The sequence below is a fragment of the Mesorhizobium australicum genome, from assembly GCF_900177325.1.
GTDB lineage: Bacteria > Pseudomonadota > Alphaproteobacteria > Rhizobiales > Rhizobiaceae > Mesorhizobium_A > Mesorhizobium_A australicum_A.
In genome coordinates this window covers 3,749,493-3,773,505 of the sequence record NZ_FXBL01000004.1, presented here as the reverse complement: position 1 = coordinate 3,773,505, position 24,013 = coordinate 3,749,493, and the positions used below count along the sequence as shown (strand labels likewise).

Here is a 24,013-nt window from a genome sequence, read left to right as displayed (position 1 = left end):
CGAATGCCGGAGCAGGGAGGCGGGACATGACGGTTCTCGAATTGCGCCAGTATACGATGGCGCCGGGGCGGCGGCAGGATTTCGTCGACATTTTCGACCGCGAGTTCGTCGAGACGCAGGAGGCGCTGGGCATCGAGGTGCTTGGGCAGTTCATGGATCTGGACCGGCCCGACCGCTATGTCTGGATACGCCGCTTCCCGGACATGGAGCGACGCGCGGCCGCGCTCGACGCCTTCTATTCCGGACCCGTCTGGGCGCAGCACAGCGAGGCGGCCAATGCGACCATGACGGAATGGCACGACGTGCTGCTGCTCAAGCCGGCGGGCGCGGGGAGCGACCTTGCAGCGAGCCCAGCCGAGCGGCTTCCGCATGGCCACAGGGCGGCGGAGGGCAATCGGCTCGCGGTTCTGGTGTGGGATGTGCCGCCGGAACGTCTCGCTAGCTTCGCCGCGGCGGCCGCAGGCGCATTACCTGGTCTGCGCGCCGTGTATGTTACGGAGCCGTCGGCGAACACTTATCCACGCCTGCCGATCCGCGAGGACGCCAGCGTGGTTGTCGCCATTCTCGATGGTGAGCCGCCAGCCGACAAGACGAGGCTCCGCGGCCTCGCCCCATCGCAGGTGCTTCGCCTCGCGCCCACGCCGCGATCGGCCCTGCGCGGGGTATAACTACAGACTCCCTGGCGACTCAATTTGCCGCGAAGCAGTAGAACAGGCCGGCGCCGCCGGTGCCCTTCAGCGCGTCTTGGCTACAGCCGCCACGCGAGGCATGCGCCGCATTCCAGGATGTCGCGGTCGGCAGCGTGTCCGGCCCTTTGCGATCGTGATGGCCGAGCATGGCCGCACCCTCCGCGCCGCTGGTTGTCCAGTTGGAGCAGGTGTTCGTCCCGTCCACCGTGCCGTCCGCCTTGGTGCCGGTCAGTATGTCGTGTTCGTTCGGTTGGTCACCGCGCCCCTTCACGACTTCTCCCTTTTCGGTCAGGCCGGTTTCCTTGGTGATGCCGTTGGCGTTGCTGTGCAGCGAGGCGACGTCGTCGGCGATCTTCTCGCCCTTGGCGTTGAACCATGGGCCGGAACCGATGCGGTCCTTCGCGTTCACCTGGTCGGTCGACAGATAGGCCCGCCAGGTCTTGCCGGTCGCGCCAGCCGCCTCGGCAAGCTGCGCGCAATGCGCATCGGCGCCTTCCAGCCCGCCCAGGTCGGCACCCTTGCCGCTGCCGACGCTGGTGATGAAGAAGCTCATCGACGTATCCTGCGCCTGCGCAGGAACAAGCATTGCGCCGGCCAGGGCCGCGGAGACGATCAGCAGACGTTTCATGGACTATCCTCCTCTGTCGTGTTCGGACTGCCGTCGCACGGCACCGCACATACGAACGCATACGTAACGCGCCCGTCGCTTCGAAAAGGCGACAGGGGGAACAACTTGTCGTGAGGGTTGCTTGAGCCCGACCTGTTTTCAGGGTTTCGGCGAAGCCAATTGCGCGTCGATCGCGGCGATCTGCTTTTCCCAGAACCCCTGGCCGGAGTCGCCCATGCCGTTGTCGCGGAAGGTGGTGCGGGCGTCCTCGAAAGCGGCCCTGGCGTCGATGAGCGCGTTGCGATCCTTGCCGCGCTCACCGAGTTCACGCAAAACCTCGCCGGTAACCGAGCGGATGCGCGCCCACTGGATGGGGAGTTGCGCCCGGTGGACATGGGAGATGGCAACGCCAAGCGCCTGTTCCGCCTCATGCAGAAGCGCCATGCTGTTCTCGATCCGTCCCATGCGCAGCAGAATCCGCCCTTCGTTGTAGCGGACGCCGGCGAAGTTTGCTGCGTCGCTCTGCGGCGTATAGACTGTCAGCGAACTGCGATATGCTTCTAGGGCACGCCGAAGATTTGAATAGTCATTCGTCAGTTCCGCAAGCGTCACATAAGCGGTGGCAAGGTTCCCTTGCGCTTGCGCCCACGTGCCAGGCGAACTTTCAGGCGTGGCGACGGTCAACGCCGCTTGCTGCGCCTTGATGGCGCGCTGCACGGCCTCCGGTTTGCCGGCCTTCTCGCCGTATGAATTCAGTGCGGCGCCAAGATTGGATTGCGCCGATGCCCACAACTGCGGCCTCGCTTCCCTGGTCCATACAGTCAACGCGCGCTCAATCGCGTTGGAAGCGTCGAGATAGTCCTCAGGCTCGCCACTGATATCGCCAATCGATGAGTGCACATTGCTGATGTTGAGCTGGATACCGGCCCACTCCTCGGGCATCTGCTTCTTGGTAATGATCTGCGATGCGCCTTCCAGGGCGTTCAGCGCTTCATCCAACTGAGACCGTTCACCGGTGCGCTGGCCAAGGATATTCAGAAGAACGCCGAGGTCTAGGTTGGTGATCGCCCAGTCGAGCGGGAACTTCTTGCGCGGTCTATCCTTGAGGATCGCACGATAGATCTCCGCTGCCTGATCGAGCCATCGCGGATCCATGGTCCGCTCGCCCAGCTGCGTCATGACGATCGCCATGTTGCCACGCAGGTCTCCATCGCGGCGGGCATCGGGGGCTGACCGGCCGATCTGCCAAGCCTTGTCGTATGCGGCGAGTGATCGCTGGAAAGCCTCGTTGTCGACGTGCCAAGCGCCCTGGTCGGCCCACGCGTCGCCTTCGGAAACCTTCAGGAAATACGACCGGGCTACATCATATCTCTCGACCTGGGCGAAGGCATCGGCGTACCGCAAGGCGGCTGTCTGGAAGTCGAAGTTCAGTAGGGCGGTCTCCGCGTGATCCTCGAAGGTCTGGGAGAGTTCGCGCCGTCGCTTCTCGATATCGGACTCAGCCTCGTCGAGCGCGCTATCGATCTCGCCGGCGCGCTTGCTCGCTTGTTCGCGGAAGGAGAGCGCCAGCCGGATCGCTCCCTCCTTCTCGGCGGTGTCGGCCAGCGCGGCGAGGCGGACGATTTCGGGGTCGGTCCGACTCTGGGCATTACGGGAGGCGACGATCTCCTTCAGCCGCCGCGCGCCTTCGTCGAGTTGGCGGGCGAGATCGCCGCCTGCGGCCACATCTACGCCCAGCACGTCGAGCATGCCGTAGAGCGCGTCCATCGGCACGCCGTTGGTGTTCGCCACCTGCTCGACAAGTTGCCGGGTCGGCAGCGGCGTCGCGGCTATGGTGAGCAGCAGCTTGCGGCGCTCGCCGCGGATCTGCGCCTCGTCGCCCTTCCTCTCCTCCGGCGTGAGGCCGAAGAAGAGCTGGCGGCGCAGGCTGGCATTGGTCCACGGCAGTTGTCGCGCGGCGGTGGCCAGGTAGACCTCCTCCGTCACCATCGTCATCACATCACCGAAGGCGAAACCAGCAGCCGGCAGGTGCTTGGCGAGCGCTGCAGCGTAAGGGCTCGATCCGCCCGTGCCGTCCAGCGCGGCCTTGCCCGGCTCTGCCGCGAAGCCGATGACGGCCCCCAGCGTGTCTGGATCTGCGCCGCCTGTTTTCTTCATCGGCACGACGCCGCGCAGCGCGCCAAGCCCGGCGGCCGCTACCGGCGCAGGGCTCCCGCCTTCGGTTGCGATCGTCGCGCCGGGCGGGAAAGGGTTCGTCCGGCAGGCGTCGAGCAGCAGGATCGTGACGGGCACGGCCGCCTGCAGTTCGGACAGGAGAGGGGAGAGGGCAACGAGACCTTGTGGATCGTCCGGCGCCGTGTCGACGGGGACGAGGAAATTCTCGCCGCCCGCCTCGATGCCGTGACCGGCGAAATAGAGAAGGGCCACGTCGGAGCCCTCGGCGTCCTCGGCGAAGCGGCGCAATGCTCGCGAGAGCCGGGTGTGGTCGGCATCGAGCACGGTCGACACCTCGAAGCCGAGATCGCCGAGCAGGCCGGAGATCAGTCTTGCGTCGTTCGCTGGGTTGGCGAGCGCGGGCAGGGCGGCGTAGCCGGATTGGCCGATGACGAGCGCGATGCCCTTGAGCGCCCTGTCCTGCGCCTCGGCGGCCGTGGCGAGGAAAACGATCATGGATGCCGCAAACGCAACGAGCGCCTGCCGGACGATCATGCGCCATATTGGGAGCGATGCCGTCGTCATGCGGCCGCCCGTGTTCCCGCGAAACCCAAACCCATCTACTGCACGGATCGTGGCATTCCGATGGCCGCCGCGGCTGGTCAGTTGGCGGAGCCTTTGGCGTCCTTCAGCTTCTTCTCCACGTCGAGCGAGAGCAGCGCCAGTTGTGCTTCACCGGCGAGCAGCTCGGCCGAGCGGGTGCGCTTCTCGTCGCCGAACACCTTCCAGATCTCCACCGTCTGGTCGAGTGTCTCCTTGGCTTGCTGGAGAAGGGCCGGGTCCTTGCCGAGCTTGCCGGCTTCGAGGAGCGTCTCGCCCAGCGCCCCGGTGGTGCGCGCCCAGTCGAAGGCGGCCTCGTCTGGATTGAAGACCTCGAGTGCCTGGCGGTATTCGCCGACCGCCTGGACATAGAGGGCCGCGTCGCCCTTCATCGCCGCCAGTTCGGCGAGCATGCCGCCGAGATTGTTGCGCAGCATTGCCCAGTCGCGGGGGAGCGTGTCGCGCGGTGTTCCGTCGACGGCGTCGCGGGCGGCGGCGATCGCGCGCTCCAGAGCTTCGGCGTCCTTCGACACCTGCGCCAGGTTCCAGTAGGCGCTGGCGAGATGGCCGCTGGTGGCGGCCCAGTCGGCAGGGACCACGTCGCGCCGCCGTTCCTCCAGTGCCAGGCGGAACGCCGCCACGGCTTCGTTCAGCATCGCAGCGTCGCGGGTCTTCTCGCCCTGCCGGCGCAGCGCGATGCCGATATTGTCCTGCAACGCCGCCCACCTCAGCGGCGCGCGCTCGCGCGTCATCTCTTCGGCGGCGAGCCGGAAGGAGGCGAGGGCGGCGTCGAGATCCTTGCCTTCACCCGTCCGCTCGGCGAGCAGCGCCTGCGCGGTCCCGAGGTTCGCCACCGTCTCCGCCCACAGGAGCGGGCCGCGCTCGCGCGTGCCGACTTCAAGCACCGCCTGGTAGGCTTTGATCGCCTCGTGGATTCGCTCGGTGCCTGCGCCGCGTGCGGCAAGTTCGGACAGGATTATGGCGCGGTTGTTCTCGCTCGTCATCCAGTCGAGCGGGACGGTGTCGCGGGTGCGCACCTCCAGGGCCGCATCGACTGCGCCGAGAGCGGCTTCGAGTGTAGTGGGATCGGCCAGGCGGCGGCCGATCTCGTACTGGATCGCGCCCATGCGGTGCATCAGCCGGCCCCACTGGGCCGGCTGCCTGTCAAGCGGCACCTGCGCCGTCGTCTCGCCGAGTACCATCGACGCCTGGTCCAGCTGGTCGATGCCCGGCTGGCGCATGCCGGAGAGAAGCAGCGCGTAGGCGAACTCCGACTTTAGGTCGACCTGCAGGTCGACGGGCGTGTCCGCGGGTGCCGCGGTGATCGCGTCGCGCAAGGTCTCGACCGCCTCGGTCAGGCGTGCGGCGTCGGCCTCCCGGTCGCCCCTTGTGGCGAGCGCGTTGCCGAGACCCGCCTGCGCTTTCAACCAGTCGACGGGGTTGCGGCGCAATGGTGCGAGGTCGGCCGCGTCGCGGAAGGCCTCGATACCGGCGTCGAGCGCCGCGTTGTCCGCGCCGTAATAGCCCTGGTCGGCAAGCGCCTTGGCCTGGGCGAGCTTGTAGCGGACGGCGAGGCCGTCACCGACGCGCTCGACCTCGGCGAAGGCGCGGGCGAAGTCTTCCGCAGCCTTGGCGTGCTCGAACTTGAGGAGCCAGGTCGCGGCGGAGGCGGCGTAGACCGAGGCGCGCTCCTTGCGCAGTTCAGCGGCACCGCTCTCCACGGCGGTCAGGCCGTCCGACAGCGCCTCCATGCGGGCGCGCGCCTGGCGATGGAATTCGGTCGCCGCATCGAGCGCGCCCTCGCGCACGGCCTCGTCGGCAAGGGCGGCGAGGCGCGCGAGGTCGGGGTCGCTCAGTTTGGCGCCGGAGGCGGCTAGGCGCTCCTGGGCGAACTCTCCCTGCGCGTGCAGCAGCCGGTCGAATTCGTCCGGCGCCTTGGGCGCCTTGTCGCCGGCGGCGCGCAGCGTGGCGAACAGTAGGCCCATCGGCACGCTCTTTTCGCGCGCGACGGCGGCGACCTGCGCCCGGTCGGCGGAACTGAGCGATGCGATGGTGAGAAGCAGGCCCCGGCGCTCCGTCCTGATCGGCGTGCGCTCGTCGGATGAGGGTTCGGCAGAGCCGCCGAAATAGAGCTGGCGGCGCAGGCTCGCATTGGTCCAGGGGACCTGGCGGCCGTCGGAGTCGAGATAGACCTCCTCCGCGACGAGGGTCATGATGTCGGCGAAGTGCAGGCCCTGCGCCGACAGGTGCTTGAGCAGCGCGGTGGCGTAAGGGCTGGTGCCGCCCGGCTCGCCGTCGAGCGCGACCTTGCCCGGCTCGGCCGCGAAGCCGACGATGGCGCCGACGGCGTTCGGCTTGCCGGGATCGGACGCGAAAGGCGTGACGCCGCGGCTGGCACCCAGGCCCGTCGCCGCGATCGGCTGCGGCCTGCCGTTGTCGTCTATAAGGGTGGCCCCCACCGGGAATGGGTTGCTTCGGCAGGCGTCGAGCAGGACGATGGTGACAGGAACGGATTTCTGGAGTCGTTCCATGAGTTTCGTCGCGGAAGCGAAACCCTTGGGTTCGGACGGAACCGCGTCGACGGGCACAAGGAAGTTCTCCCCACCGGCTTCCACGCCATGGCCCGAATAGTAGACCAGCGCGACGTCCGCGCCGCGGGCGCGCTCCTCGAAACTGCCGAGCGCGCCGGACAGGCCTTGCGCGTCGGCGTCCATCAGCGTCTCGACCTCGAAGCCGAGCCTTTCGAGCAACGCTGCGATCTGGCGCGCGTCATTGGCCGGGTTGGCGAGCGGAGCCAGCGATGCATAGCGGGACTGGCCGACGACCAGCGCCACGCCCTTGAGCGGCTTGTCCTGCGCAAGACCAGCCGTCGACAGGACCAGGACGATCGCAAGGACCGTCCAACGCGCCAGCAGGTTCCTCCAGCGTGCCATCATCTCCAACCCGTTCGTATTTCCGCAGCGGAAGCTACATGATTGCGTCTTGATGGCAATCCGATGGCGGCCTCAACCGTAACGGAGCTTCAACGCCACGATGCTCAACGCGCAGGCGAGCGTCACCAGATTGGCACCGATCAACGGCCAGGAGCCGATCAGGATGCCGTAGACCAGCCAGAGGAACACGCCGGAAGCGAAGGCGCCGTTGGCGATCAGCGACACGCCGGCTGTCTGCCGCTCACGGAACATCTTCACCATCTGCGGCACCCAGCACAGCGAGGTGATCACCGCGGCCGCGCTGCCGATCAGTTCGACGGGAAGGGTCATCCAGCGTTCTCCGGGAATGCCTGAAATGCGGGCGGGGCGATACGCCGCCGCCTCGCGGCCTGTCAATGACGGCATCGTCGCAGCCGGATGTCCCGAACCGGTATCGGGAAGGGCCGGCGGCGCGGGAACGCCGCCGGCCGGGACGTCGATCACAGCGAGTTGGTGAAACGCTGGATGCGGATGCAGGCCTCTTCGAGCGTCTTCTCCGAGGCCGCGTAGGAGATGCGGAAGTTCGGGCCGAGGCCGAAGGCCGAGCCGTGCACAACCGCTACACCTTCCGCCTCGAGCAACTCGGAAACGAAATCCTCGTCGGTCGCGATCACTTTGCCCGACGGGCCTTTCTTGCCGATCAGGCCCTCGCAGGAGGGATAGACGTAGAAGGCGCCTTCCGGCACCGGGCAGTTGATGCCGCGGGCCTGGTTCAGCATCGATACGACGAGGTCGCGGCGCGCCTGGAAGATCGCCTTGTTCTTGTGCACGAAGTCCTGCGGCCCGTTCAGCGCCTCGACCGAGGCCCACTGCGCGATGGTGCAGGCGCCCGAGGTCTGCTGGCCCTGGATCATGTCCATCGCCTTGATGAGCTGCACGGGACCGGCCGCGTAGCCGATGCGCCAGCCAGTCATGGCGTAGGCCTTCGACACGCCGTTCATGGTCAGCGTGCGGTCATAGAGCGCCGGCTCCACCTCGGCGAGCGTCGTGAAGACGAAGTCGCCATAGGTCAGGTGCTCGTACATGTCGTCCGTCAGCGTCCACACATGCGGATGCTTGAGCAGCACGTCGGCGATCGCCCTGAGCTCGTCACGCGTGTAGGCGGCGCCCGACGGGTTGGACGGCGAGTTCATCACCAGCCATTTCGTCTTCGGCGTGATCGCCTTCTCGAGCGCAGCGGCGGTGAGCTTGAAGCCGTTGTCGATCGTCGTCGGCGCAAACACGGGCGTGCCGCCGCAGATCGCAACCATCTCCGGATAGCTCACCCAGTAGGGCGTCGGGATCACCACCTCGTCGCCCGGGTTCAGCGTCGCCATGAAGGCGTTGAACAGGATCTGCTTGCCGCCTGTGCCGACGATGGTCTGCTCCGGCTTGTAGTCGAGATTGTTCTCGCGCTTGAACTTTTTCGCGATCGCCTCGCGTAGCGGGACGATGCCGGACACCGGCGGATACTTCGTCTCGCCGCGCCGGATCGCCTCGATCGCCGCGTTCTTGACGTTGTCCGGCGTGTCGAAATCCGGCTCGCCCGCGCCGAGCGAAATCACGTCCCGGCCTTTCGCTTTCAGTTCCCGGGCCTTCTGGGTCACCGCGATGGTCGCGGAAGGCTTCACACGGGAAAGGACGTCGGCCAGGAAAGCCATGACGGAAAGTCTCCTTGAGGGTCTCAGCGCGGTTTTCGCGCGGGCTCCTCATGTCGCAAGACGGCAGCGGGCGCAAGTATCGATCCGCCCGCCCGCGTTAACGAGTGGTAAAATCTTGATCGTTAGCTTGCGTGCCGACAGTAGCTGCAGAGATCCATGTCATGGCGCGCAGCGTCGGCCTCGCCCATGTGACCGCCCACCCTGACGGAAGCTATGTCGGGGTGTGGGGCACCTATGTGCTGCGCAGCGCGTTCCAGCCGATCTTTTCCTTCGTGAACGGAAAACTCGTTCCCGTTGCCTTCGAGGGACTGCTGAGGCCGTCGAGAAACGGCACGGCGGCCTCTCCCGGTGTTTTCTTCGGTCTGATCCCGCCGATCGACCGGATGCATGTCGAAACCCTGTCGCGTACGCTGCATCTCCTCAACGCGGGCAAGTTCCTGCATCCGTCGGCGAGAGTGTTCATCAATTTCGATCCGTCGGTGTTCAGCGACAGGGAGCTGACCGAAGCCGCGCTGCGCGACATGCGGCTCGTGCTCCACGAGGCGGAGATCGAGCCGGAGAGGATCGTCTGCGAGGTGACGGAGCAGCGGACGGCCTCCCAATCGACGCTGTTCGCTTTCGTCGAGGCGCTGCGCAAGCATGGGTTCAGCATCGCCGTCGACGATTTCGGCGCGGAGGATTCCGACATCCATCGGATCGAGCGGCTGAGGCCCGACATCGTCAAGTTCGATGCCCACTGGATCAACTGGCTGATGAACTCCGGCCCCGGCTATGCCCTGCTCGCCGGTATGGTCGAGTCCTTTGCGCGCCAGGGCATCCGCACGGTCTTCGAGGGCATCGAGCACGGCTGGCAGCTGGAGCTCGCAGAGAAGAGCGGCGTGTCGATGGTGCAGGGCTATGCGATCGCCTATCCCGAGACCGTCCCTACAGTCTTCCCTTTTCCATCGCCCGAGGTCGCCGCCGAGCGGGGCGAGGAGAAAGCCGGCACGACGACAGCGGCGCCGGCCGCATCGCCACGGCGGGCACAATCGTTCGGCCGTCGAGGTTCCGCTCCTGGTTAATACCGAGGATTGCAACATCGAAATTCACGGCTTGCAAAGAAATCGTCGGGATATTCGCCCGCGGCAATCGCCGGTTGGCGTCGTGGCCGCGTGCGGAGGGGTAATTGACCGGTCGACTGATCTTCGACAACGAAATCCTGGTCGACGAGATCGGCCTGCGCACAGCGCGGTATCGTGACGTCCACATCAAGTCCGCCTACCAGCCGGTCTGGCGTTTCCGCGACGGCGTGCTGCGCGCGCGGTCCGTCGAGGCATTTGCCCGCGTGTTCCGAGAGGGCGTCGCCGTGCCGGCGGTCGAGTTCCTGGCACAGGTCGAGCCGGACGAGAGGTTTTACGTCGAATGGCTCTGTCAGACGCTCCACCTCGAAAACTATCCGAACATCGGCGCCTCGGGCGTCGAACTTTTCTTCAACTACGATCCCCGTGTGAACACCGATCTCGACCGGTCGATCGCTCAGCTCGGCGAGATGGCGGAACGCCTCGGCCGCCTCGGCGTCGACTCAGGGCTGCTTGTCTGCGAAATAACGCAGGCCGACACGCTGGACCGCGACACATTCGTGCGCCTGGCGGCTGAAATCCGTCGCCTCGGCATGCGGCTCGCCATCGACGGCTTTGGCGTGGCCAGTGCCACGCTCGACCATGTCAGGACCGTCGCGCCCGAATTCGTCAAGTTCGACGGCGCCTTCCTGCGCCGCGTGATGGAGGAGCCGGCCGCGCTCCACCTGCTTTCCCGGCTGTCGAACAGCCTCAAGGCGGCCGGAGCGCTGGTGATCTTCGAGGGACTCGAGACGCCGGGCCAACTTGTGACCGGTATCGAGACGGGCGCCGACTATCTGCAGGGCTTTCTTCTCGGCAAGCCGGAACTCGCCGGATCGCACTTCGACGACCGGCCATGGCGGATCGAGCATTTCACCGGCCTCGGCGATCGCGTGGTACCGCTCTACGCCGCCAGCTGATCCATCAGCGGCGCTGATCTCTTCCTCATTATTTCTCGCTGGTTCGCCGCCGACCGGCGAGGCACAGTCGCGGGGGAGAGCAAAGGGGAACGACGATGATCCGCATTTACGGAATGGCCGACAGCGGCAACTGCTACAAGCCGCGGCTCCTGCTGGCGATGCTGGGGCAGCCCTTCGAGCATGTGGAGACCAGTTCGCGCGACGGCACCACCCGCTCGCCGGCCTTCCTCGCCAAGAATGCCAACGGCAAGGTGCCGTTGCTGGAGCTGGAGGACGGGCGGTTCCTGGCGGAGTCGAACGCAATCCTGCTCTATCTCGGGGAGGGCTCGCGCTTCGTCCCGTTCGATCCTTATGAGCGCGCTCTGGTCTATCAATGGCTGTTCTTCGAGCAATACAGCCACGAACCGCTGATCGCGGTGCGCCGGTCGCTCGTCCTTTATCCGGAGCGCGCCGCGCTGGCGACGCCGGAGCGGATGGCGAGCCTTCTCGACGGCGGCCACAAGGCGCTGGGCGTGATGGAGGCCCGGCTGGCCGTCGAGCCATGGCTTGTCGGCGACGAGATCGGCGTGGCCGACATCGCGCTCTTCGCTTATACGCAGCACGCCGATATCGCCGGCTACGACATGGCGCGCTTTCCAGGCGTCGTCCGCTGGCTCGACCGGGTGAAGGCCGCCCCGGGCTATGTCGATCTCGATTGGAAGCCGGCACAGCATTCCGCGTTCGGCGGCTGATTGGAAAGCAGGCGAAGCAGGAGCGAAAGAGGAGCGAACTTTTGATATAGACATGCGCAGCCGTGCATGTTGTCATCCCCCCGTAATAAAGCATGACCAAATACGACCGGTGATCAACCGGCTATCTTACGGGAGAGAATGATGAGAGTCCCCACACTGCTTTCGCTTGCAACCGCGCTCGCCGCGCTGCCGCTCATGTCCGGCTCGGCCTTCGCCGTGACGGAAATCACCTGGTGGCACGCGATGACCGGCGCCAACAATGAAGTCGTCGAGACGCTTTCCAAGGAATTCAACGAGAAACAGACCGAATACAAGGTGACGCCGGTCTTCAAAGGTACCTATCCGGAGACGCTGAACGCCGGCATCGCCGCCTTCCGCGCCAAGCAGCCGCCGCATATCATCCAGGTCTTCGACGTCGGCACCGGCGTGATGATGGCCGCTGAGGGCGCCGTGAAGCCGGTCGCCGAGATCCTGTCGATGGGCGGCAAGGCCTTCGACAAGAGCCAGTATCTGCCGGGCATCGTCGCCTACTATTCGAAGCCGGACGGAACGATGCTGTCGTTCCCGTACAATTCGTCCTCGCCGATCCTCTACTACAACAAGGACATCTTCCAGAAGGCCGGCCTCGATCCGGAGACCCCGCCGAAGACCTGGCCCGAAGTGTTCGAGGCGGCGCGCAAGATCAAGACCTCGGGCGCTGCGGCCTGCGGCTACACCTCAACCTGGCTGACCTGGATCGGCCTCGAGAACTTCACCGCCTGGAACAACCTGCAGTACGGCACGAACGAGAACGGCCTCGCTTCGACCGACGTGGAGCTCACCTTCAACACCGAGCCTTTCGTCAAGCACTTCCAGACCATCGCCGACCTCGCCAAGGAAGGCGTGTTCCGCTACGGCGGCCGCACCTCCGAGGCCAAGCAGCTCTTCCTGTCGCAGGAATGCGGCATCTTCACCGAGTCCTCCGGCGGTCTCGGCGATGTGATCAAGTCGGGTATCAAATACGGCCTCGGCCAGCTGCCCTACTATCCGGACCTGGAAGGTGCGCCGCAGAACACGATCCCCGGCGGCGCTTCGCTGTGGGTCTTCGCCGGCAAGTCCGACGAGGAATACAAAGGCGTGGCCGCCTTCTTCGACTTCCTGTCGCAGACGGAGATCCAGGCGCGGCTGCATCAGAAGTCGGGCTACCTGCCGGTCACCATGGCCGCTTATGAAGCCACGAAGTCGTCCGGCTTCTACGAGCAGAACCCGGGCCGCGAGATCCCGATCCAGCAGATGATGGGCAAGGCCCCGACCGCCAACTCGAAGGGCGTGCGCCTCGTCAACCTGCCTCAGGTCCGCGACATCGAGAACGAGGAGTTCGAGAAGATGCTGGCCGGCGAACAGACCGCGCAGCAGGCGCTCGACAATGCCGTCAAGCGCGGCAACGAGGCGATCCAGCAGGCGATCGGAAACTGATAGCCGGAACGAAGGGGCGTCGCGCACAGCGGCGCCCCGATCTTCAGGAACGCTGGAACCGCCCTTGTCCTCGCGCGTCACCTTCCCGAACAAGATCCTTCCCTATCTGCTGCTCGCGCCGCAGCTCGCGATCACGCTCATCTTCTTCTACTGGCCGGCGAGCCAGGCTCTCTACCAGTCGATGCTGCGCGAGGACCCGTTCGGCCTGTCGACGAAGTTCGTCTGGTTCCAGAATTTCGCGCGTGTCCTCAAGGACCCGAACTATATCAATTCGGTGCAGGTCACGGCCGTCTTCTCAATCGCGACCGCGGTCATCTCGATGGCGGTGGCGCTGGTGTTGGCCGTGATGGCCGATCGCGTGGTGCGGGGCAGGGGCGTCTACCGGACGCTGCTGATCTGGCCCTATGCGGTGGCGCCGGCGATCGCCGGCATGCTGTGGCTGTTCATGTTCAACCCGACCATGGGCAGCTTCGCCTACATGCTGCGCGGGGCGGGCTACAACTGGGACCCGCTGCTCAACGGGCCGCAGGCGATGACGCTGCTCATCTCTGCGGCGGCCTGGAAGCAGATCAGCTACAATTTCCTGTTCTTCGTCGCCGGGCTGCAGGCGATCCCGAAATCGTTGATCGAGGCGGCGGCGATCGACGGGGCGGGGCCGACGCGGCGGTTCTGGACGATCGTCTTTCCGCTGCTTGCGCCGACCACCTTCTTCCTGCTCGTCATCAACACGGTCTACGCCTTCTTCGACACGTTCGGCATCGTGCACGCGGTCACCGGCGGCGGGCCGGGCAAGGCGACCGAGACGCTGGTCTACAAGGTTTACAATGACGGTTTCGTCAATCTGATCCTCGGCGACAGCGCTGCCCAGTCGGTGATCCTGATGATCATCGTCATCGCGCTGACGGCGTTTCAGTTCCGCTATGTCGAGCGCAAGGTGCACTACGGATGATCGAGAACGCGCCCATCCGCCGCGCCATCGCGCATCTGGTGCTGATCCTCGGCATCGTCGTCGTGGCATTCCCGATCTACTACACTTTCGTCGCCTCGACCCACACGCTGCAGACCATCCTCAGGCCGCCATTGCCGTTGCTACCGGGCGCCGAATTCTTCCGGAACTACGCGGAAGCACTGTTCGGCGGCGTCGGGCGCATCGGCGGAGTGCCGGTCGGAACGCTTCTGTTCAACACCACCGTCGTCGCGCTGGCGATCGCCATCGGCAAGATCTTCATCTCGATCCTGTCGGCCTATGCGATCGTGTTCTTCAACTTCCCGTTCCGGATGACGGCGTTCTGGCTGATCTTCGTCACGCTGATGCTGCCGGTCGAGGTGCGCATCCTGCCGACCTACAAGGTGATGGTCGATCTCGGCCTGATCGACACCTATACGGGCCTCACCCTGCCGCTGATGGCATCGGCCACGGCGACACTGCTGTTCCGGCAGTTCTTCCTGACCATTCCGGGCGAACTGGTCGAGGCCGCGCGGGTCGACGGGGCGGGGCCGTGGCGGTTCTTCAAGGACATCCTGCTGCCGCTCAGCCGGACCAATATCGCCGCGCTGTTCGTCATCCTCTTCATCTATGGCTGGACGCAGTATCTGTGGCCGCTGCTCGTCACCAACGACAACCAGATGAATACGATCGTCATCGCGCTGCGAAAGATGATCTCCTTCGCCGACGCTGATACCGAGTGGCACCTCGTGATGGTGACCTGCGTGCTCGCCATCCTGCCGCCGATCCTGGTCGTCGTCCTGATGCAGCGCTGGTTCGTGAAGGGCCTCGTCGAGACCGAGAAATAGGAGAGCCCATGGCGACCGTCGCGCTGAAGGACGTCCGCAAGAGCTATGGCGACCAGGAGGTCATCCATGGCGTCGATCTCGACGTGAGGGACGGCGAGTTCATCGTCATCGTCGGGCCGTCCGGTTGCGGCAAGTCCACCCTGCTGCGCATGGTGGCGGGGCTGGAGCGCATCACCAAGGGGCAGATCTCGATCGGCGGCAAGGTCGTCAACGAGCTCGAGCCGCGCGAGCGCAACATCGCGATGGTGTTCCAGAATTATGCGCTCTACCCGCACATGTCCGTCTTCGACAACATGGCCTACGGGCTGAAGATCGCCGGCCTGTCGCGCGAGGAGATCAGGGCGCGCGTCGGCAAGGCGGCCTCGATGCTGCGGCTCGAACCCTATCTCGATCGTAAGCCGAAGAACCTTTCGGGCGGCCAGCGCCAGCGCGTGGCGATGGGCCGCGCGCTGGTGCGCGAGCCGGCGGTGTTCCTGTTCGACGAGCCGCTGTCCAACCTCGACGCGAAGCTGCGCGTGCAGATGCGGCTGGAGATCAAGACGCTGCAGCGCGACGTCGGCACCACCTCGCTCTACGTCACCCACGACCAGGTGGAAGCGATGACCCTGGCCGACCGGCTGGTGGTGATGAACGAAGGTGTGGCTGAGCAGATCGCGACGCCGATGGAGGTGTATAGCGCGCCTGCGACAACCTTCGTCGCCGGCTTCATCGGCTCGCCGGCGATGAACCTGATGGCGGGCGAGATATCGGGCGGCGCGGTCGCGCTTCAGGCAGGAAGCCGCATCGCGCTGCGCGAATCCGTCATTCCCGAGGACGGCCGCAAAGTGCTGTTCGGCCTGCGGCCGGAGCATGTGAAGGCGACCGCGCCGTCGGAGGCAGATTTCAGCCTGACGGTTGCCGCCGTCGAGACGCTGGGGGCTGACACGCTGGCGCATGGGCGGATCGCCGGCGAAACCGACTTTGTCGCGCGGCTGCCGGGCGGGATGCCGGTAGCGGTCGGCGAGACGATACCGCTTGCCATCGAGCCGGGTGCGGCCCATCTCTTCGATGCGTCGAGCGGCAGGCGGGTATGACGCTGACTGGCGTCTTCGGCACATGTCATATTTAGTTGCCGCCGGATTCGGCAGGGGCTAACCAGCGGGCATGACCAACGACGACGATCTTTCAGCTTCTGCGACGGCCGACGCCCACCTTGCGGCGATCGTGGACTCGTCTTTCGACGCCATCGTCAGCAAGGATCTGAACAGCATCATCACGAGCTGGAATAGGGCAGCAGAGCGGCTGTTCGGCTACACGGCGGAGGAGGCGATCGGCCGCTCGATACTGATGCTCATCCCCGACGACCGCCGGCAGGAGGAAGTCGAAATCATCGCCCGTATCCGGCGCGGCGAGCCGATGCCGAGCTTCGAGACGATCCGCAAGCGCAAGGACGGCTCGATGGTGCCGGTCTCGCTGACCGTCTCGCCGATCCGCAATCCGTCCGGGCGAATCGTCGGAGCTTCGAAGATCGCGCGCGACATCACCGCGACCAAGGAAAGCGAGCGGCGCATCCGCCTGCTGATGCGCGAGGTGAACCACCGGGTGAAGAACCAGTTCGCCGTCATCCTGTCGATGGTGCGCGAGACCGGGCGCCGCACCACCGATCCGCGGGAGTTCGAGCAGCGGGTTCGCGACCGAATCATGGCGTTGTCGCGCTCGCACGATCTTCTGGTCAACTCGGATTGGGTGGGGGCGTCCCTCGCCGAACTCGTCGAGGAGCATTTGAAACCGTTCGGCCGCGAGAACCAGACCAGGATCGACGGGCCGGCGCTCAGATTGAGCTCCAATGCGGTGCAGAATCTCGGCATGGCCTTCCACGAACTCGGTACCAACTCGGCCAAATACGGCGCGCTGTCGTCCGACGCGGGGCGGCTTGAGGTGACGTGGCAGATCGTGGCGCGCGAGGACGGCCTCAGCGACCTGCAGCTGACATGGAACGAGACTTTTCCGCCGCCGCCGGGCGAACGGCGCTCCGATCCGGCGCGCAAGGGCTTCGGCACTGTGGTGCTGCAGCGGGTGACGCCGCAGTCGCTCGGCGGGCATGCGACGATGAAGCGGGAAGGCGGCACGGTGACGTGGACGCTTACCGCGCCGATGGAGACAGTGAGCGCGTCCGAGCGGGAATAGCTTGCCCGGCCGCCATCTCCGCCTGCCGCCGGATCGCCTGGAGCGATCGAACAGCAGCAGGGGGGCGCGCGTCGCGCTCCGCCGTCAGTACATCCGTGACTTGCAGAAAGCGTGCGGACCGTGGTCCGCCGCGCGCCGGGAGAGGCCGCCAGGGCCGGCGCACCGCTCCGGCATCGGCCTCCGCGGTGGCGCCCAGCGTCCGGAAGAAGAAATCCATCGAACGCCGTTGGACTGTATATGGGTGGGCATGGATGATTTTGCAAGGTCGGCCCTTCGCAGCAGGATCGCGCGCCCTATCTCGGTCATGATCGACGTGCTTCAATCACGCCGACCCGCCGCAGGTTCAGGAGGTTTACATGCGAACCGCACTCATCGCGCTGACCCTCGTCGCGACCGTTCTGCCGGCGCAGGCGATCTCGCGCTACAATTCGATGCAGATGTCTTGCGGCGAGGCGCAGAGCCGGATCCGGGAAGAGGGCGCTGTGATCCTGCGCTACCGCTCGGCCCGCGATCCCTCGCTGCCGCTCTACGATCGCTACGTCGCCCATGACGGCTACTGCCAGCGCGGCGAATACGCCAAGCTGGAAGTGGTACCCACGTCGGACACCAAGCGCTGCCGTGTGCTGAAATGCATGCAGAGGACGTATCCGTTTGATGAGTAGGCAGTAGGCAGTAGGCAGTAGGCAGTAGGCAGTAGGCAGTAGGCAGTAGGCAGTAGGCAGTAGAGGAAGATCTCTCTCGCAGCCCGGATTTCTCTGGACTGCCGGATCGTGTGGAGTTTTTGCCTACTGCCTACTGCCTACTGCCTCACCCAAACAGATCCCCCTGCGCCGGCGTGGCGATAGCGCCTTCGAGGCGGAGCATCTTTTCCTTGGTCGCAGCACCCCCGGGCGCGGAGAAGCCGCCGATCTTGCCGCCGGCCGCCAATACGCGGTGGCAAGGCACGACCAGCGGCACCGGGTTCTTGCCCATCGCCTGGCCCACCGCCTGCGCCTGGCCGGGGAAGCCGGCGCGTTCGGCGAGCTCGCCATAGGTGAGCGTCTCGCCATGGCGGAGTTTTCTCAACGCCGCGTAGATCGCCCGGCGCAACGGCTCGACCGGGCCGAAATCGACCGGAACGGCCGAGAAGTCGACCTGTTCGCCCTTTGCATAGGCCTCGATCCTGGCCGCCAGTTTCGCAATCTCGGGTGGGAGCTTTGCCGCGCGCGTCGAGGCGAGCCGCCGCGTCAGCGCCTTCTCGGTCTCGGCCGCGTCGCCCGCCGGCAACTGCAGCCGCACGACGGGAGCGCGATTCGCTTCGGCGCGCCAGGCAAGCCCGATCGGGCCGAGCACCGTGTCCAGCACGGTGTGGAACAGGGGTGAAGAAGCATCCATGGGCCGCTCCATGAAACGGGCTACCATCCTACAGCGAGTCCCGCAGTCGAACAATCCGGGAACATTTGCCCGGCAAAAAGCCGCGGATTGCGCCGGGTTGCGGGAAGGGGGCCGCGCGGATTACGATTCGCAGCCTTCGTCTCATTCCCGCCAGAAATCGGCTGCAATCGGGACAAACGCCAACGAGCCTGGAGTTCCGCGTTGTCCGTCCGCCGTCTCTTCTTGATCGCCTGCACGGCCGGACTTGTGTCGGGCTGCGTCTCCGGCGATCTGGCGTCGCTCGCGCCGCAACCGTCCCTCCAGCCGCAGGGGGCGACCTCCTCTCTCGCCGTGGCCGACATCGACGCGGCGGCGGAGAACTTCGCCGGACTGCCGCTCGCTCCCTCCGCTCTGGCCGTTGCCGCCGCCATGCCGGAAGGAGCCGCACCCAAGGGCGACCGGGTCGTGGCGCAGCAGCCTTCGCCTGAACGGCTGTCGCAGGTGGCGCTCGCCACTCCGCAGAACAATGCCGCCGCGGCGATCGCGGCCGCCGTTCCCGAACAGCCGTCCGCCGGCGAGGTGAAGGTGGCGGCGTTCGCGCCCTTGCCGCCGCGCTCCTCCGGCGCGCCGGTCGATGCGCTGATCGCCAAATATGCCCGCCACTACGACCTGCCGGAGGCGTTCGTGCGCAAGGTGGTCAAGCGCGAGAGCAACTTCAACCCCAAGGCTTACAATCGCGGCCACTGGGGGCTGATGCAGATCAAGCACCAGACGGCGCGCGGCATGGGCTATCGCGGCTCGGCCGAGGGCCTGTTCGACGCCGAGACCAACCTGATCTATTCGGTGAAATATCTGCGCGGGGCCTATCTCGTGGCGGACGGCGACGAGCGGCAGGCCGACCGGCTCTACCAGTCGGGCTACTATTACCACGCCAAGCGGGCGGGGCTGCTGGACGAGACCGGGCTCGGGCGGGACCGGGTGCGCAAGCGCAGGCAGTAGGCAGTAGGCAGTAGGCAGTAGGCAGTAGGTTTCTGCTTCCCCCGGGTCTGGCGATTACGCCGATTTAACGCCTTCGTGCTTACAACGGGGGCATGTTCAAGAAGAAGGCAAAGATGGCGGCGCCGGCGGCGTCTCCCGACGCGCCGAAGAAGCGCTCGGTGGTGAAGCTCGCGCTGGTTGCCGTGCTGGGGCTCGCCGTGCTGGGCGGGGGCGGCTATGGCGCCTGGGCCTATTTGCTGGCGCCGGCACCCGAGCTGCATGTCGAGGAAAAGGGGCATGGCGGGGTGGACCCGCAGAAGGTCGCGGCGCTGAAGGCGGAAGCGGCTGCCGAGACGTCGGCCACCTACAATTTCGCCTTGTCGCAGATCCTGAAGGGCCGTTGCGGCGCGCTCAAGGTCGACGCGCTGAAGGAGGCGAGCGACGCGGAAGCCGCGCATGACGGCCTGCTGGTGCAGATGTCGTGGCTGGCGGCGCTGCGCCGCGCCGGCACGGTGACGGAAGCCTCGTGCGACCGGATGCTGGCCGAGATCGACCGCGCCGAGGTCAAGGCCGAAGGCGGCGGCGCGCCGGCCGCCGGCGGCCATGGCGAGAAGCCCGCCGGCGGGCACTGATCCGGAGGGACGGCCCGCTCAGATATCCCCGGCCTTGCCGATCCGGCGCTTGAGGTCGAGCGCCCAGGCGCGGCCTTCGTCGCCGCCCCACAAAAGCCAGGCGATGCGGCCGGCCGACGGCCTGTCGTCATCGAAGAAGTTCCGCCCGCGCTTGTCGACCTTTTAGCGGGCGAAATAGCTGACCATGCGCCGGATGGTGTCGGGCGTGAGCGGGTGCGCCATTCGAGGCCGCGCGCTGCGTTCTGCGCGACGATGTCCGGCGGGGTGAAGTCGATCTCCTCCATGCGCGCGAGATAGGGCCCGCCGGCGGATAGGTCTAGCGAGGACCCCGAGCAGCAGCCGAATATTGGAGCAACTGTCACACAGCCTTAGCCGCACTGTCATCGGAGGCGGATAGCCTCGCTGTGCCCCCTTGAAACCCAACGGAGACGACAGTGCGCGAAACAGTCCTCAAATCGCTTGCACAGCTGTGCAAATCCATCGCGGCGCTGGGCCTTCTGGCCCCCATCACAGCCGCCTTGCCAACGCCGGCCCTGGCGTCCGACCTCACGGTCGGCAGGGCCTGCGGTTCCATAGCGTCCACCTGCAACAGGTGCATCGAGAACGTGCCCGACTCGGTCAATGCGCTTCGGGACCATGGCGACCCGCTCGGCTTCTTCACGATCGGGGACCCGGTCGGCAACGCCGCCTCGAACCGGCACTGGCAGGGCGTGCAGCGGCTGAACGGCGCCGGAAAGGCCTATCTCGCCATCTCGCGCTCGAACGGCAGCAACAATACGGTGCCGTTCTCGGTGGTGCATATGGGCGCGGAGAACGACACCGGCGGCCGCTGGCGCTCGAACAAGCTTTCCCACTCGTCCTACCCGGCCACAGCGCCCGACGTATCGGCGCAGATGCTCGCTGACGAGCCGATGCCGTCCGGCCTGGCGTTCAAGCATTCCGGCGGGCTGCAATCCAGCGGCGACATCCTCGCCGTCGCGCTCGACGGCTCGCTGTCAGGCGCCAGCAATGGCCGCGTGCTGTTCTACAATGTCGGCCAGCCGACCAGCCGGCTGCTCTATCCGCCACGCATTACCACGCAGACCTCGGAGGCCGGCTCCGTCGGCATCACCCAGCTGCAGGACGAGACGTTCCTGGTGGTGACCGCGCGCTCGGGCGCCAACACGCTCGAGTTCTACCGTTCGAACTCGGCCTATCTCAACCAGCCGACCACCACGTTCTCGTTCGTCGACAGCTGGCACGAATCCGAGCTGCAGCAGTCGACGATCAACGACTGGGAGTTCGGCGACTACCAGAGCCTGCAGTTCATCACCCAGTGCGACGGCAGCCTGTTCCTGGCCGGCACGCATATGAACACGTCGGTGGTGATCGGTATCGGACAGGACTGGCTCGACCTCTTCAAGGTGACGGATTCGGCCGGCCAGATCATGCTGAGCAAGGTGGCGAAGAGGCACCTCTATTGCGGCTATCCTTCGCCGGGCTACAGCACGGGCACCAACACCCACTGCAACCTCGACGCCGCCGGCGGCGTCTATGTCGACACCAACGGCAAGCTGATCGTCTACGGCGTCGAGCACGACAATTCGGGGCCGAGCAGCACGGTCAAGATGATGGAGTTCCGCTCGATCTTCCCCAACAGCAGCCAGTGCATGTCGGACATCCAGCAGGCCTTCATCGAGCTCTACGACGATTCCGACTTCAGCGACCGCGGCCTGATGATCGACTATGCCGACTATGGCAAGCGCCGCTACGACGACCTGAAGAAGGTGGAAGGATTCGGCGACAAGACATCGGCGGTGCGCTGGTGTGTGCCGAGCGGCTGGCGCGCCCGCATCTACCAGCACGACACGTTCGGCGGCAGCTACAAGGAGTTCACCGGCATGGGATCGCAGAATCTGAACGACATCGGGTTCGGCGACAAGACGTCGTCGGTCCGGTTCGTCTACGTCGGCGGCTGAGCGGATCTCGCGGAGCCTCGTCGCTCCGCCGTGAATGAAGACGAACGCCGCGCCCCCGCGCGGCGTTTCGCCGGGGCGGTCAGCGCGGGACGCTGCCCGGCTCGGCGGGCCGTTCTTGCTCGACGTCAAGCTCCCGCGGCAGGGGCCGGCTGGAGCAGGCGAGGTGCATGTCGCGGGCGAACAGTCTGCGCTGCTTTTCCTGGTGCTCCTTGCTCGCGGCCGCGATGGCCAGGCCGTAGGGGCCCATCAGCGCGCCGGTGGCCCAGCTCATCGGCGGCTTGCGACCGGCCTCGTAGTTCGCCGCCCGCGCGCGCATCTCGAAACACTGCGGCGAGTGGAACTTCGGGTCCTGCTGCGGCAGCGAGGCGGCGTATCGCGCCGGCGACGTCGTGCACCCGGCGATTGCGAGCGCCAGTAGGCAGGCGGCGGCCGGCACGGCGCGTTTCACGGCGGAAGAGGCGAGGGGACGGACAGCGGCGCGCGGCGCGGTCGCATATCGGGCGAACGGCATCGATACTCCATGCTCTGCCCAGCCACCCATCCGCGCCTCTAGCGGAGGCGCAGCCAACGCGCAAGCGGGAAGGGGCGGAGGGTGACTTATCCGGCGGTACGATGCGGGGGAGGTAAGGGCGGGCGGCGGGTCGGTGGATGGAAGGCGCACGGAGGCGTTGCGCGGGCGCAAGCGCACGACGCGGGGATGGACGGGAAGAGGGCTGCGGCGGCCGGCGTCAGGACGTGTCGAGGCGCTCGACCGCCAGCGCAAGCAGCGCGGCGGGAACGGCGATCGCGGGCCCGGTGGGTTCGCGTCGGGGCGGAATGACTGCCTGCCATTCTTCGCAGACCCCGTCCATCAGCACGGCAAGGGCGGCTGCGAGCGCGCGAAAACTCTGCGCGAGGCGCATGGCCTCGGCGGCGCCCTCGAAGCGGCCCGGCATCTGCGCGGGGAGGTCGCAGCCGGTCAGTTCGGCGAGATAGTCCTGCGCGGCGGCCTCGGCGGGGCGCAGGATCCACAGGACGAGACAGCAGACGAAGTGGCAGCGGCCGCCGGCGCGCTCCGCGAGATCGGCCAGCGACAACAACCGCGCCACAATGCGCCGCACCGCCTTCCTGTCCATCTCCCAGCCCATCCCGGCCTCCTTTCCGCGCTCAGTATGGGGCGGGGAGGGAAGTGTGGGATCGATTTCTTGAGGGGGCGGGTGGTTTTTGGGGAGACGGGGCGTGTGGTCCGGCGGGTAAGTGGCGGGACGGCTTGCTATTTCCTGTCCGCACACAGCTTTGCCGGAGGTGCGATTTTCCGTGGGAGTGACGTAAACTGTCCACAGGGTGGCCCTTGCTCATGCCACTTGCCAATCGCGCGAATCGGTTCCACTCTTGCAACCGGGAGGGGGATCCCATGAACAAGCTACCGAAGAAATTCGTCGAGCGCGTCGGCGCGCAGGTGAAGAAGTATCAGAAGATCGCCGAGACGCAGCAGAAGGCGGATTCAGCCGAGGCCGATACTGTCACGCTGGTCAAGGACATACTGGCCGACATCTTCGGCTACGACAAATACGAGGAACTGACCTCGGAGCACCAGATCAAGGCGACCTATTGCGACCTTGCCATCAAGATCGGCGGCAAGCTCAGGCTCTTGGTGGAGGTGAAGTCTGCGGGCTCAAGTCTTGCCGACAATCATCTTCGACAGGTGATCGACTACGGCGCGCATCAGGGCATTCATTGGGTGATCCTGACCAATGCCATCGAATGGCGGCTGATCCGCATCTACGTCGCCAACCAGATCAGCCACGAAGAAGTCTGTCGCTTCTCGCTGCCGTCCGTCAGCGCCAAGAACGAGGACCATCTGCAGCAGCTGTTCCTGTTCGCCAAGGAAGGGCTGACCATCGATGCGATGGATGCCTTCCATCAGCAGGCGCAGCTGTTCAACCGGTTCACCGTGGCCGCGATCATGTGCTCGGAGCCGGTGGTGACGGTTGTGCGGCGCGAGCTGCGCCGACTGTTCCCGGACCTCAAGGTCGTGCCGGAGAACCTGAAGGCGCTGATCGAGCAGGAAGTGATCAAGCGCGAGACGATGGAGGGGGACAAGGCGAAGGAGGCGGCGACGCGGATCAGGAAGGCGGGGGCGAAGATCGAGAGAGCGAAGAAGAAGGAGGTGGTGGCTTGAGCGGCATATTTTCGGTAACGGGAGATAGGCCTTGGCCCGCGTAGCGACGACAACCCACTATGTCGACCTTGATGGTGACTACGGCACGCTGGAAGGTGTGGAGGTG

At 65.9% G+C, this 24,013-nt stretch carries 22 protein-coding genes and 1 pseudogene; 14 read left to right on the top strand and 9 right to left on the bottom strand.

Features of this window, described 5'->3' with window-relative positions; genetic code table 11:
• The first annotated feature begins 26 nt into the window (after positions 1 to 26).
• Entirely contained in the window at positions 27 to 668 is a 642-nt protein-coding gene (locus tag B9Z03_RS21075; RefSeq protein WP_085466005.1) for an NIPSNAP family protein, read from the top strand.
• Positions 669 to 687: 19 nt separating this feature from the next.
• Here the strand turns inward: B9Z03_RS21075 and B9Z03_RS21070 are convergent, their stop codons facing one another.
• The 5 genes from B9Z03_RS21070 to B9Z03_RS21050 all read right to left on the bottom strand — a co-directional run bounded on the left by B9Z03_RS21070 (position 688) and on the right by B9Z03_RS21050 (position 8,662).
• Entirely contained in the window at positions 688 to 1,317 is a 630-nt protein-coding gene (locus B9Z03_RS21070; RefSeq protein ID WP_085466004.1) for a hypothetical protein, read from the bottom strand.
• Between the two features lie 138 nt (positions 1,318 to 1,455).
• The gene (locus B9Z03_RS21065) at positions 1,456 to 3,966 is read right to left on the bottom strand and encodes a caspase family protein (protein WP_176247587.1); all 2,511 of its coding nucleotides are present in this window, start codon (positions 3,964 to 3,966) and stop codon (positions 1,456 to 1,458) included.
• Between the two features lie 146 nt (positions 3,967 to 4,112).
• Positions 4,113 to 6,983 carry a caspase family protein gene (locus tag B9Z03_RS21060; RefSeq protein ID WP_176247586.1) on the bottom strand — a complete coding sequence of 957 codons (2,871 nt, stop codon included), beginning with the start codon at positions 6,981 to 6,983 and terminating at the stop codon, positions 4,113 to 4,115.
• Between the two features lie 72 nt (positions 6,984 to 7,055).
• Positions 7,056 to 7,313 carry a SemiSWEET family sugar transporter gene (locus B9Z03_RS21055; protein ID WP_085466001.1) on the bottom strand — a complete coding sequence of 86 codons (258 nt, stop codon included), beginning with the start codon at positions 7,311 to 7,313 and terminating at the stop codon, positions 7,056 to 7,058.
• Positions 7,314 to 7,462: 149 nt separating this feature from the next.
• Positions 7,463 to 8,662: a pyridoxal phosphate-dependent aminotransferase gene (locus B9Z03_RS21050; RefSeq protein WP_085466000.1), complete on the bottom strand. Its 1,200-nt coding sequence runs from the start codon at positions 8,660 to 8,662 to the stop codon at positions 7,463 to 7,465.
• 161 nt (positions 8,663 to 8,823) lie between these two features.
• Here B9Z03_RS21050 and B9Z03_RS21045 point away from each other — a divergent pair, with 161 nt between their 5' ends.
• From B9Z03_RS21045 to B9Z03_RS21005, 9 genes are all read left to right on the top strand, one after another.
• On the top strand, positions 8,824 to 9,723 hold the full coding sequence (locus tag B9Z03_RS21045; RefSeq protein ID WP_085465999.1) for an EAL domain-containing protein: 900 nt from the start codon (positions 8,824 to 8,826) through the stop codon (positions 9,721 to 9,723).
• Positions 9,724 to 9,827: 104 nt separating this feature from the next.
• Positions 9,828 to 10,679, top strand: a complete 852-nt coding sequence (locus B9Z03_RS21040; protein WP_085465998.1) for an EAL domain-containing protein — start codon at positions 9,828 to 9,830, stop codon at positions 10,677 to 10,679.
• A gap of 95 nt (positions 10,680 to 10,774) precedes the next feature.
• A complete protein-coding gene (locus tag B9Z03_RS21035; RefSeq protein ID WP_085465997.1) occupies positions 10,775 to 11,410 on the top strand; it encodes a glutathione S-transferase family protein in 636 nt (211 codons plus the stop codon).
• Between the two features lie 141 nt (positions 11,411 to 11,551).
• The gene (ugpB, locus tag B9Z03_RS21030; RefSeq protein WP_085465996.1) at positions 11,552 to 12,865 is read left to right on the top strand and encodes a sn-glycerol-3-phosphate ABC transporter substrate-binding protein UgpB; all 1,314 of its coding nucleotides are present in this window, start codon (positions 11,552 to 11,554) and stop codon (positions 12,863 to 12,865) included.
• Positions 12,866 to 12,929: 64 nt separating this feature from the next.
• Complete coding sequence (ugpA, locus tag B9Z03_RS21025) at positions 12,930 to 13,814, top strand: sn-glycerol-3-phosphate ABC transporter permease UgpA (RefSeq protein ID WP_085465995.1); 885 nt, start codon at positions 12,930 to 12,932, stop codon at positions 13,812 to 13,814.
• Positions 13,811 to 14,659, top strand: coding sequence for a sn-glycerol-3-phosphate ABC transporter permease UgpE (gene ugpE, locus B9Z03_RS21020; RefSeq protein WP_085465994.1), 849 nt, complete (start codon positions 13,811 to 13,813; stop codon positions 14,657 to 14,659). The genes ugpA and ugpE overlap by 4 nt, the downstream gene beginning before the upstream one ends.
• Before the next feature lie 8 nt (positions 14,660 to 14,667).
• Positions 14,668 to 15,732 carry a sn-glycerol-3-phosphate import ATP-binding protein UgpC gene (locus tag B9Z03_RS21015; protein WP_085465993.1) on the top strand — a complete coding sequence of 355 codons (1,065 nt, stop codon included), beginning with the start codon at positions 14,668 to 14,670 and terminating at the stop codon, positions 15,730 to 15,732.
• Positions 15,733 to 15,802: 70 nt separating this feature from the next.
• The gene (locus tag B9Z03_RS21010; RefSeq protein WP_085465992.1) at positions 15,803 to 16,825 is read left to right on the top strand and encodes a sensor histidine kinase; all 1,023 of its coding nucleotides are present in this window, start codon (positions 15,803 to 15,805) and stop codon (positions 16,823 to 16,825) included.
• Between the two features lie 356 nt (positions 16,826 to 17,181).
• The gene (locus B9Z03_RS21005) at positions 17,182 to 17,487 is read left to right on the top strand and encodes a hypothetical protein (protein WP_085465991.1); all 306 of its coding nucleotides are present in this window, start codon (positions 17,182 to 17,184) and stop codon (positions 17,485 to 17,487) included.
• Positions 17,488 to 17,632: 145 nt separating this feature from the next.
• Here the strand turns inward: B9Z03_RS21005 and B9Z03_RS21000 are convergent, their stop codons facing one another.
• A complete protein-coding gene (locus B9Z03_RS21000) occupies positions 17,633 to 18,199 on the bottom strand; it encodes a methylated-DNA--[protein]-cysteine S-methyltransferase (RefSeq protein ID WP_244561805.1) in 567 nt (188 codons plus the stop codon).
• A 201-nt stretch (positions 18,200 to 18,400) separates the two neighbouring features.
• On the opposite strand from B9Z03_RS21000, the gene B9Z03_RS20995 reads away from it, so the two are divergent.
• Positions 18,401 to 19,177, top strand: coding sequence for a lytic transglycosylase domain-containing protein (locus tag B9Z03_RS20995; protein ID WP_244561804.1), 777 nt, complete (start codon positions 18,401 to 18,403; stop codon positions 19,175 to 19,177).
• 92 nt (positions 19,178 to 19,269) lie between these two features.
• Positions 19,270 to 19,788, top strand: coding sequence for a hypothetical protein (locus B9Z03_RS20990; RefSeq protein ID WP_085465989.1), 519 nt, complete (start codon positions 19,270 to 19,272; stop codon positions 19,786 to 19,788).
• A gap of 18 nt (positions 19,789 to 19,806) precedes the next feature.
• On the opposite strand, the pseudogene B9Z03_RS30670 reads toward B9Z03_RS20990, so the two are convergent.
• Positions 19,807 to 20,072 (bottom strand): annotated as a pseudogene (locus tag B9Z03_RS30670) (hypothetical protein).
• 150 nt (positions 20,073 to 20,222) lie between these two features.
• Between B9Z03_RS30670 and B9Z03_RS20980 the strand changes: the two are divergent.
• Positions 20,223 to 21,746 carry a hypothetical protein gene (locus B9Z03_RS20980; protein WP_085465988.1) on the top strand — a complete coding sequence of 508 codons (1,524 nt, stop codon included), beginning with the start codon at positions 20,223 to 20,225 and terminating at the stop codon, positions 21,744 to 21,746.
• 79 nt (positions 21,747 to 21,825) lie between these two features.
• Here B9Z03_RS20980 and B9Z03_RS20975 read toward each other — a convergent pair whose 3' ends face one another.
• On the bottom strand, positions 21,826 to 22,257 hold the full coding sequence (locus tag B9Z03_RS20975; protein ID WP_348529052.1) for a hypothetical protein: 432 nt from the start codon (positions 22,255 to 22,257) through the stop codon (positions 21,826 to 21,828).
• Between the two features lie 217 nt (positions 22,258 to 22,474).
• On the bottom strand, positions 22,475 to 22,873 hold the full coding sequence (locus B9Z03_RS20970; RefSeq protein ID WP_085465987.1) for a hypothetical protein: 399 nt from the start codon (positions 22,871 to 22,873) through the stop codon (positions 22,475 to 22,477).
• Positions 22,874 to 23,139: 266 nt separating this feature from the next.
• Here B9Z03_RS20970 and B9Z03_RS20965 point away from each other — a divergent pair, with 266 nt between their 5' ends.
• The gene (locus B9Z03_RS20965; protein ID WP_085465986.1) at positions 23,140 to 23,907 is read left to right on the top strand and encodes a type I restriction enzyme HsdR N-terminal domain-containing protein; all 768 of its coding nucleotides are present in this window, start codon (positions 23,140 to 23,142) and stop codon (positions 23,905 to 23,907) included.
• Positions 23,908 to 24,013: the final 106 nt, after the last annotated feature.

Bases quoted from the DNA above. Each gene is read 5' to 3' on its own strand.
- B9Z03_RS21075 (WP_085466005.1), top strand. From the start codon at position 27: ATGACGGTTCTCGAATTGCGCCAGTATACGATGGCGCCGGGGCGGCGG.
- B9Z03_RS21070 (WP_085466004.1), bottom strand. From the start codon at position 1,317: ATGAAACGTCTGCTGATCGTCTCCGCGGCCCTGGCCGGCGCAATGCTT.
- B9Z03_RS21065 (WP_176247587.1), bottom strand. From the start codon at position 3,966: ATGATCGTTTTCCTCGCCACGGCCGCCGAGGCGCAGGACAGGGCGCTC.
- B9Z03_RS21060 (WP_176247586.1), bottom strand. From the start codon at position 6,983: ATGGCACGCTGGAGGAACCTGCTGGCGCGTTGGACGGTCCTTGCGATC.
- B9Z03_RS21055 (WP_085466001.1), bottom strand. From the start codon at position 7,313: ATGACCCTTCCCGTCGAACTGATCGGCAGCGCGGCCGCGGTGATCACC.
- B9Z03_RS21050 (WP_085466000.1), bottom strand. From the start codon at position 8,662: ATGGCTTTCCTGGCCGACGTCCTTTCCCGTGTGAAGCCTTCCGCGACC.
- B9Z03_RS21045 (WP_085465999.1), top strand. From the start codon at position 8,824: ATGGCGCGCAGCGTCGGCCTCGCCCATGTGACCGCCCACCCTGACGGA.
- B9Z03_RS21035 (WP_085465997.1), top strand. From the start codon at position 10,775: ATGATCCGCATTTACGGAATGGCCGACAGCGGCAACTGCTACAAGCCG.
- ugpB (WP_085465996.1), top strand. From the start codon at position 11,552: ATGAGAGTCCCCACACTGCTTTCGCTTGCAACCGCGCTCGCCGCGCTG.
- ugpE (WP_085465994.1), top strand. From the start codon at position 13,811: ATGATCGAGAACGCGCCCATCCGCCGCGCCATCGCGCATCTGGTGCTG.
- B9Z03_RS21015 (WP_085465993.1), top strand. From the start codon at position 14,668: ATGGCGACCGTCGCGCTGAAGGACGTCCGCAAGAGCTATGGCGACCAG.
- B9Z03_RS21010 (WP_085465992.1), top strand. From the start codon at position 15,803: ATGACCAACGACGACGATCTTTCAGCTTCTGCGACGGCCGACGCCCAC.
- B9Z03_RS21005 (WP_085465991.1), top strand. From the start codon at position 17,182: ATGCGAACCGCACTCATCGCGCTGACCCTCGTCGCGACCGTTCTGCCG.
- B9Z03_RS21000 (WP_244561805.1), bottom strand. From the start codon at position 18,199: ATGGATGCTTCTTCACCCCTGTTCCACACCGTGCTGGACACGGTGCTC.
- B9Z03_RS20990 (WP_085465989.1), top strand. From the start codon at position 19,270: ATGTTCAAGAAGAAGGCAAAGATGGCGGCGCCGGCGGCGTCTCCCGAC.
- B9Z03_RS20975 (WP_348529052.1), bottom strand. From the start codon at position 22,257: ATGCCGTTCGCCCGATATGCGACCGCGCCGCGCGCCGCTGTCCGTCCC.
- B9Z03_RS20970 (WP_085465987.1), bottom strand. From the start codon at position 22,873: ATGGGCTGGGAGATGGACAGGAAGGCGGTGCGGCGCATTGTGGCGCGG.
- B9Z03_RS20965 (WP_085465986.1), top strand. From the start codon at position 23,140: ATGAACAAGCTACCGAAGAAATTCGTCGAGCGCGTCGGCGCGCAGGTG.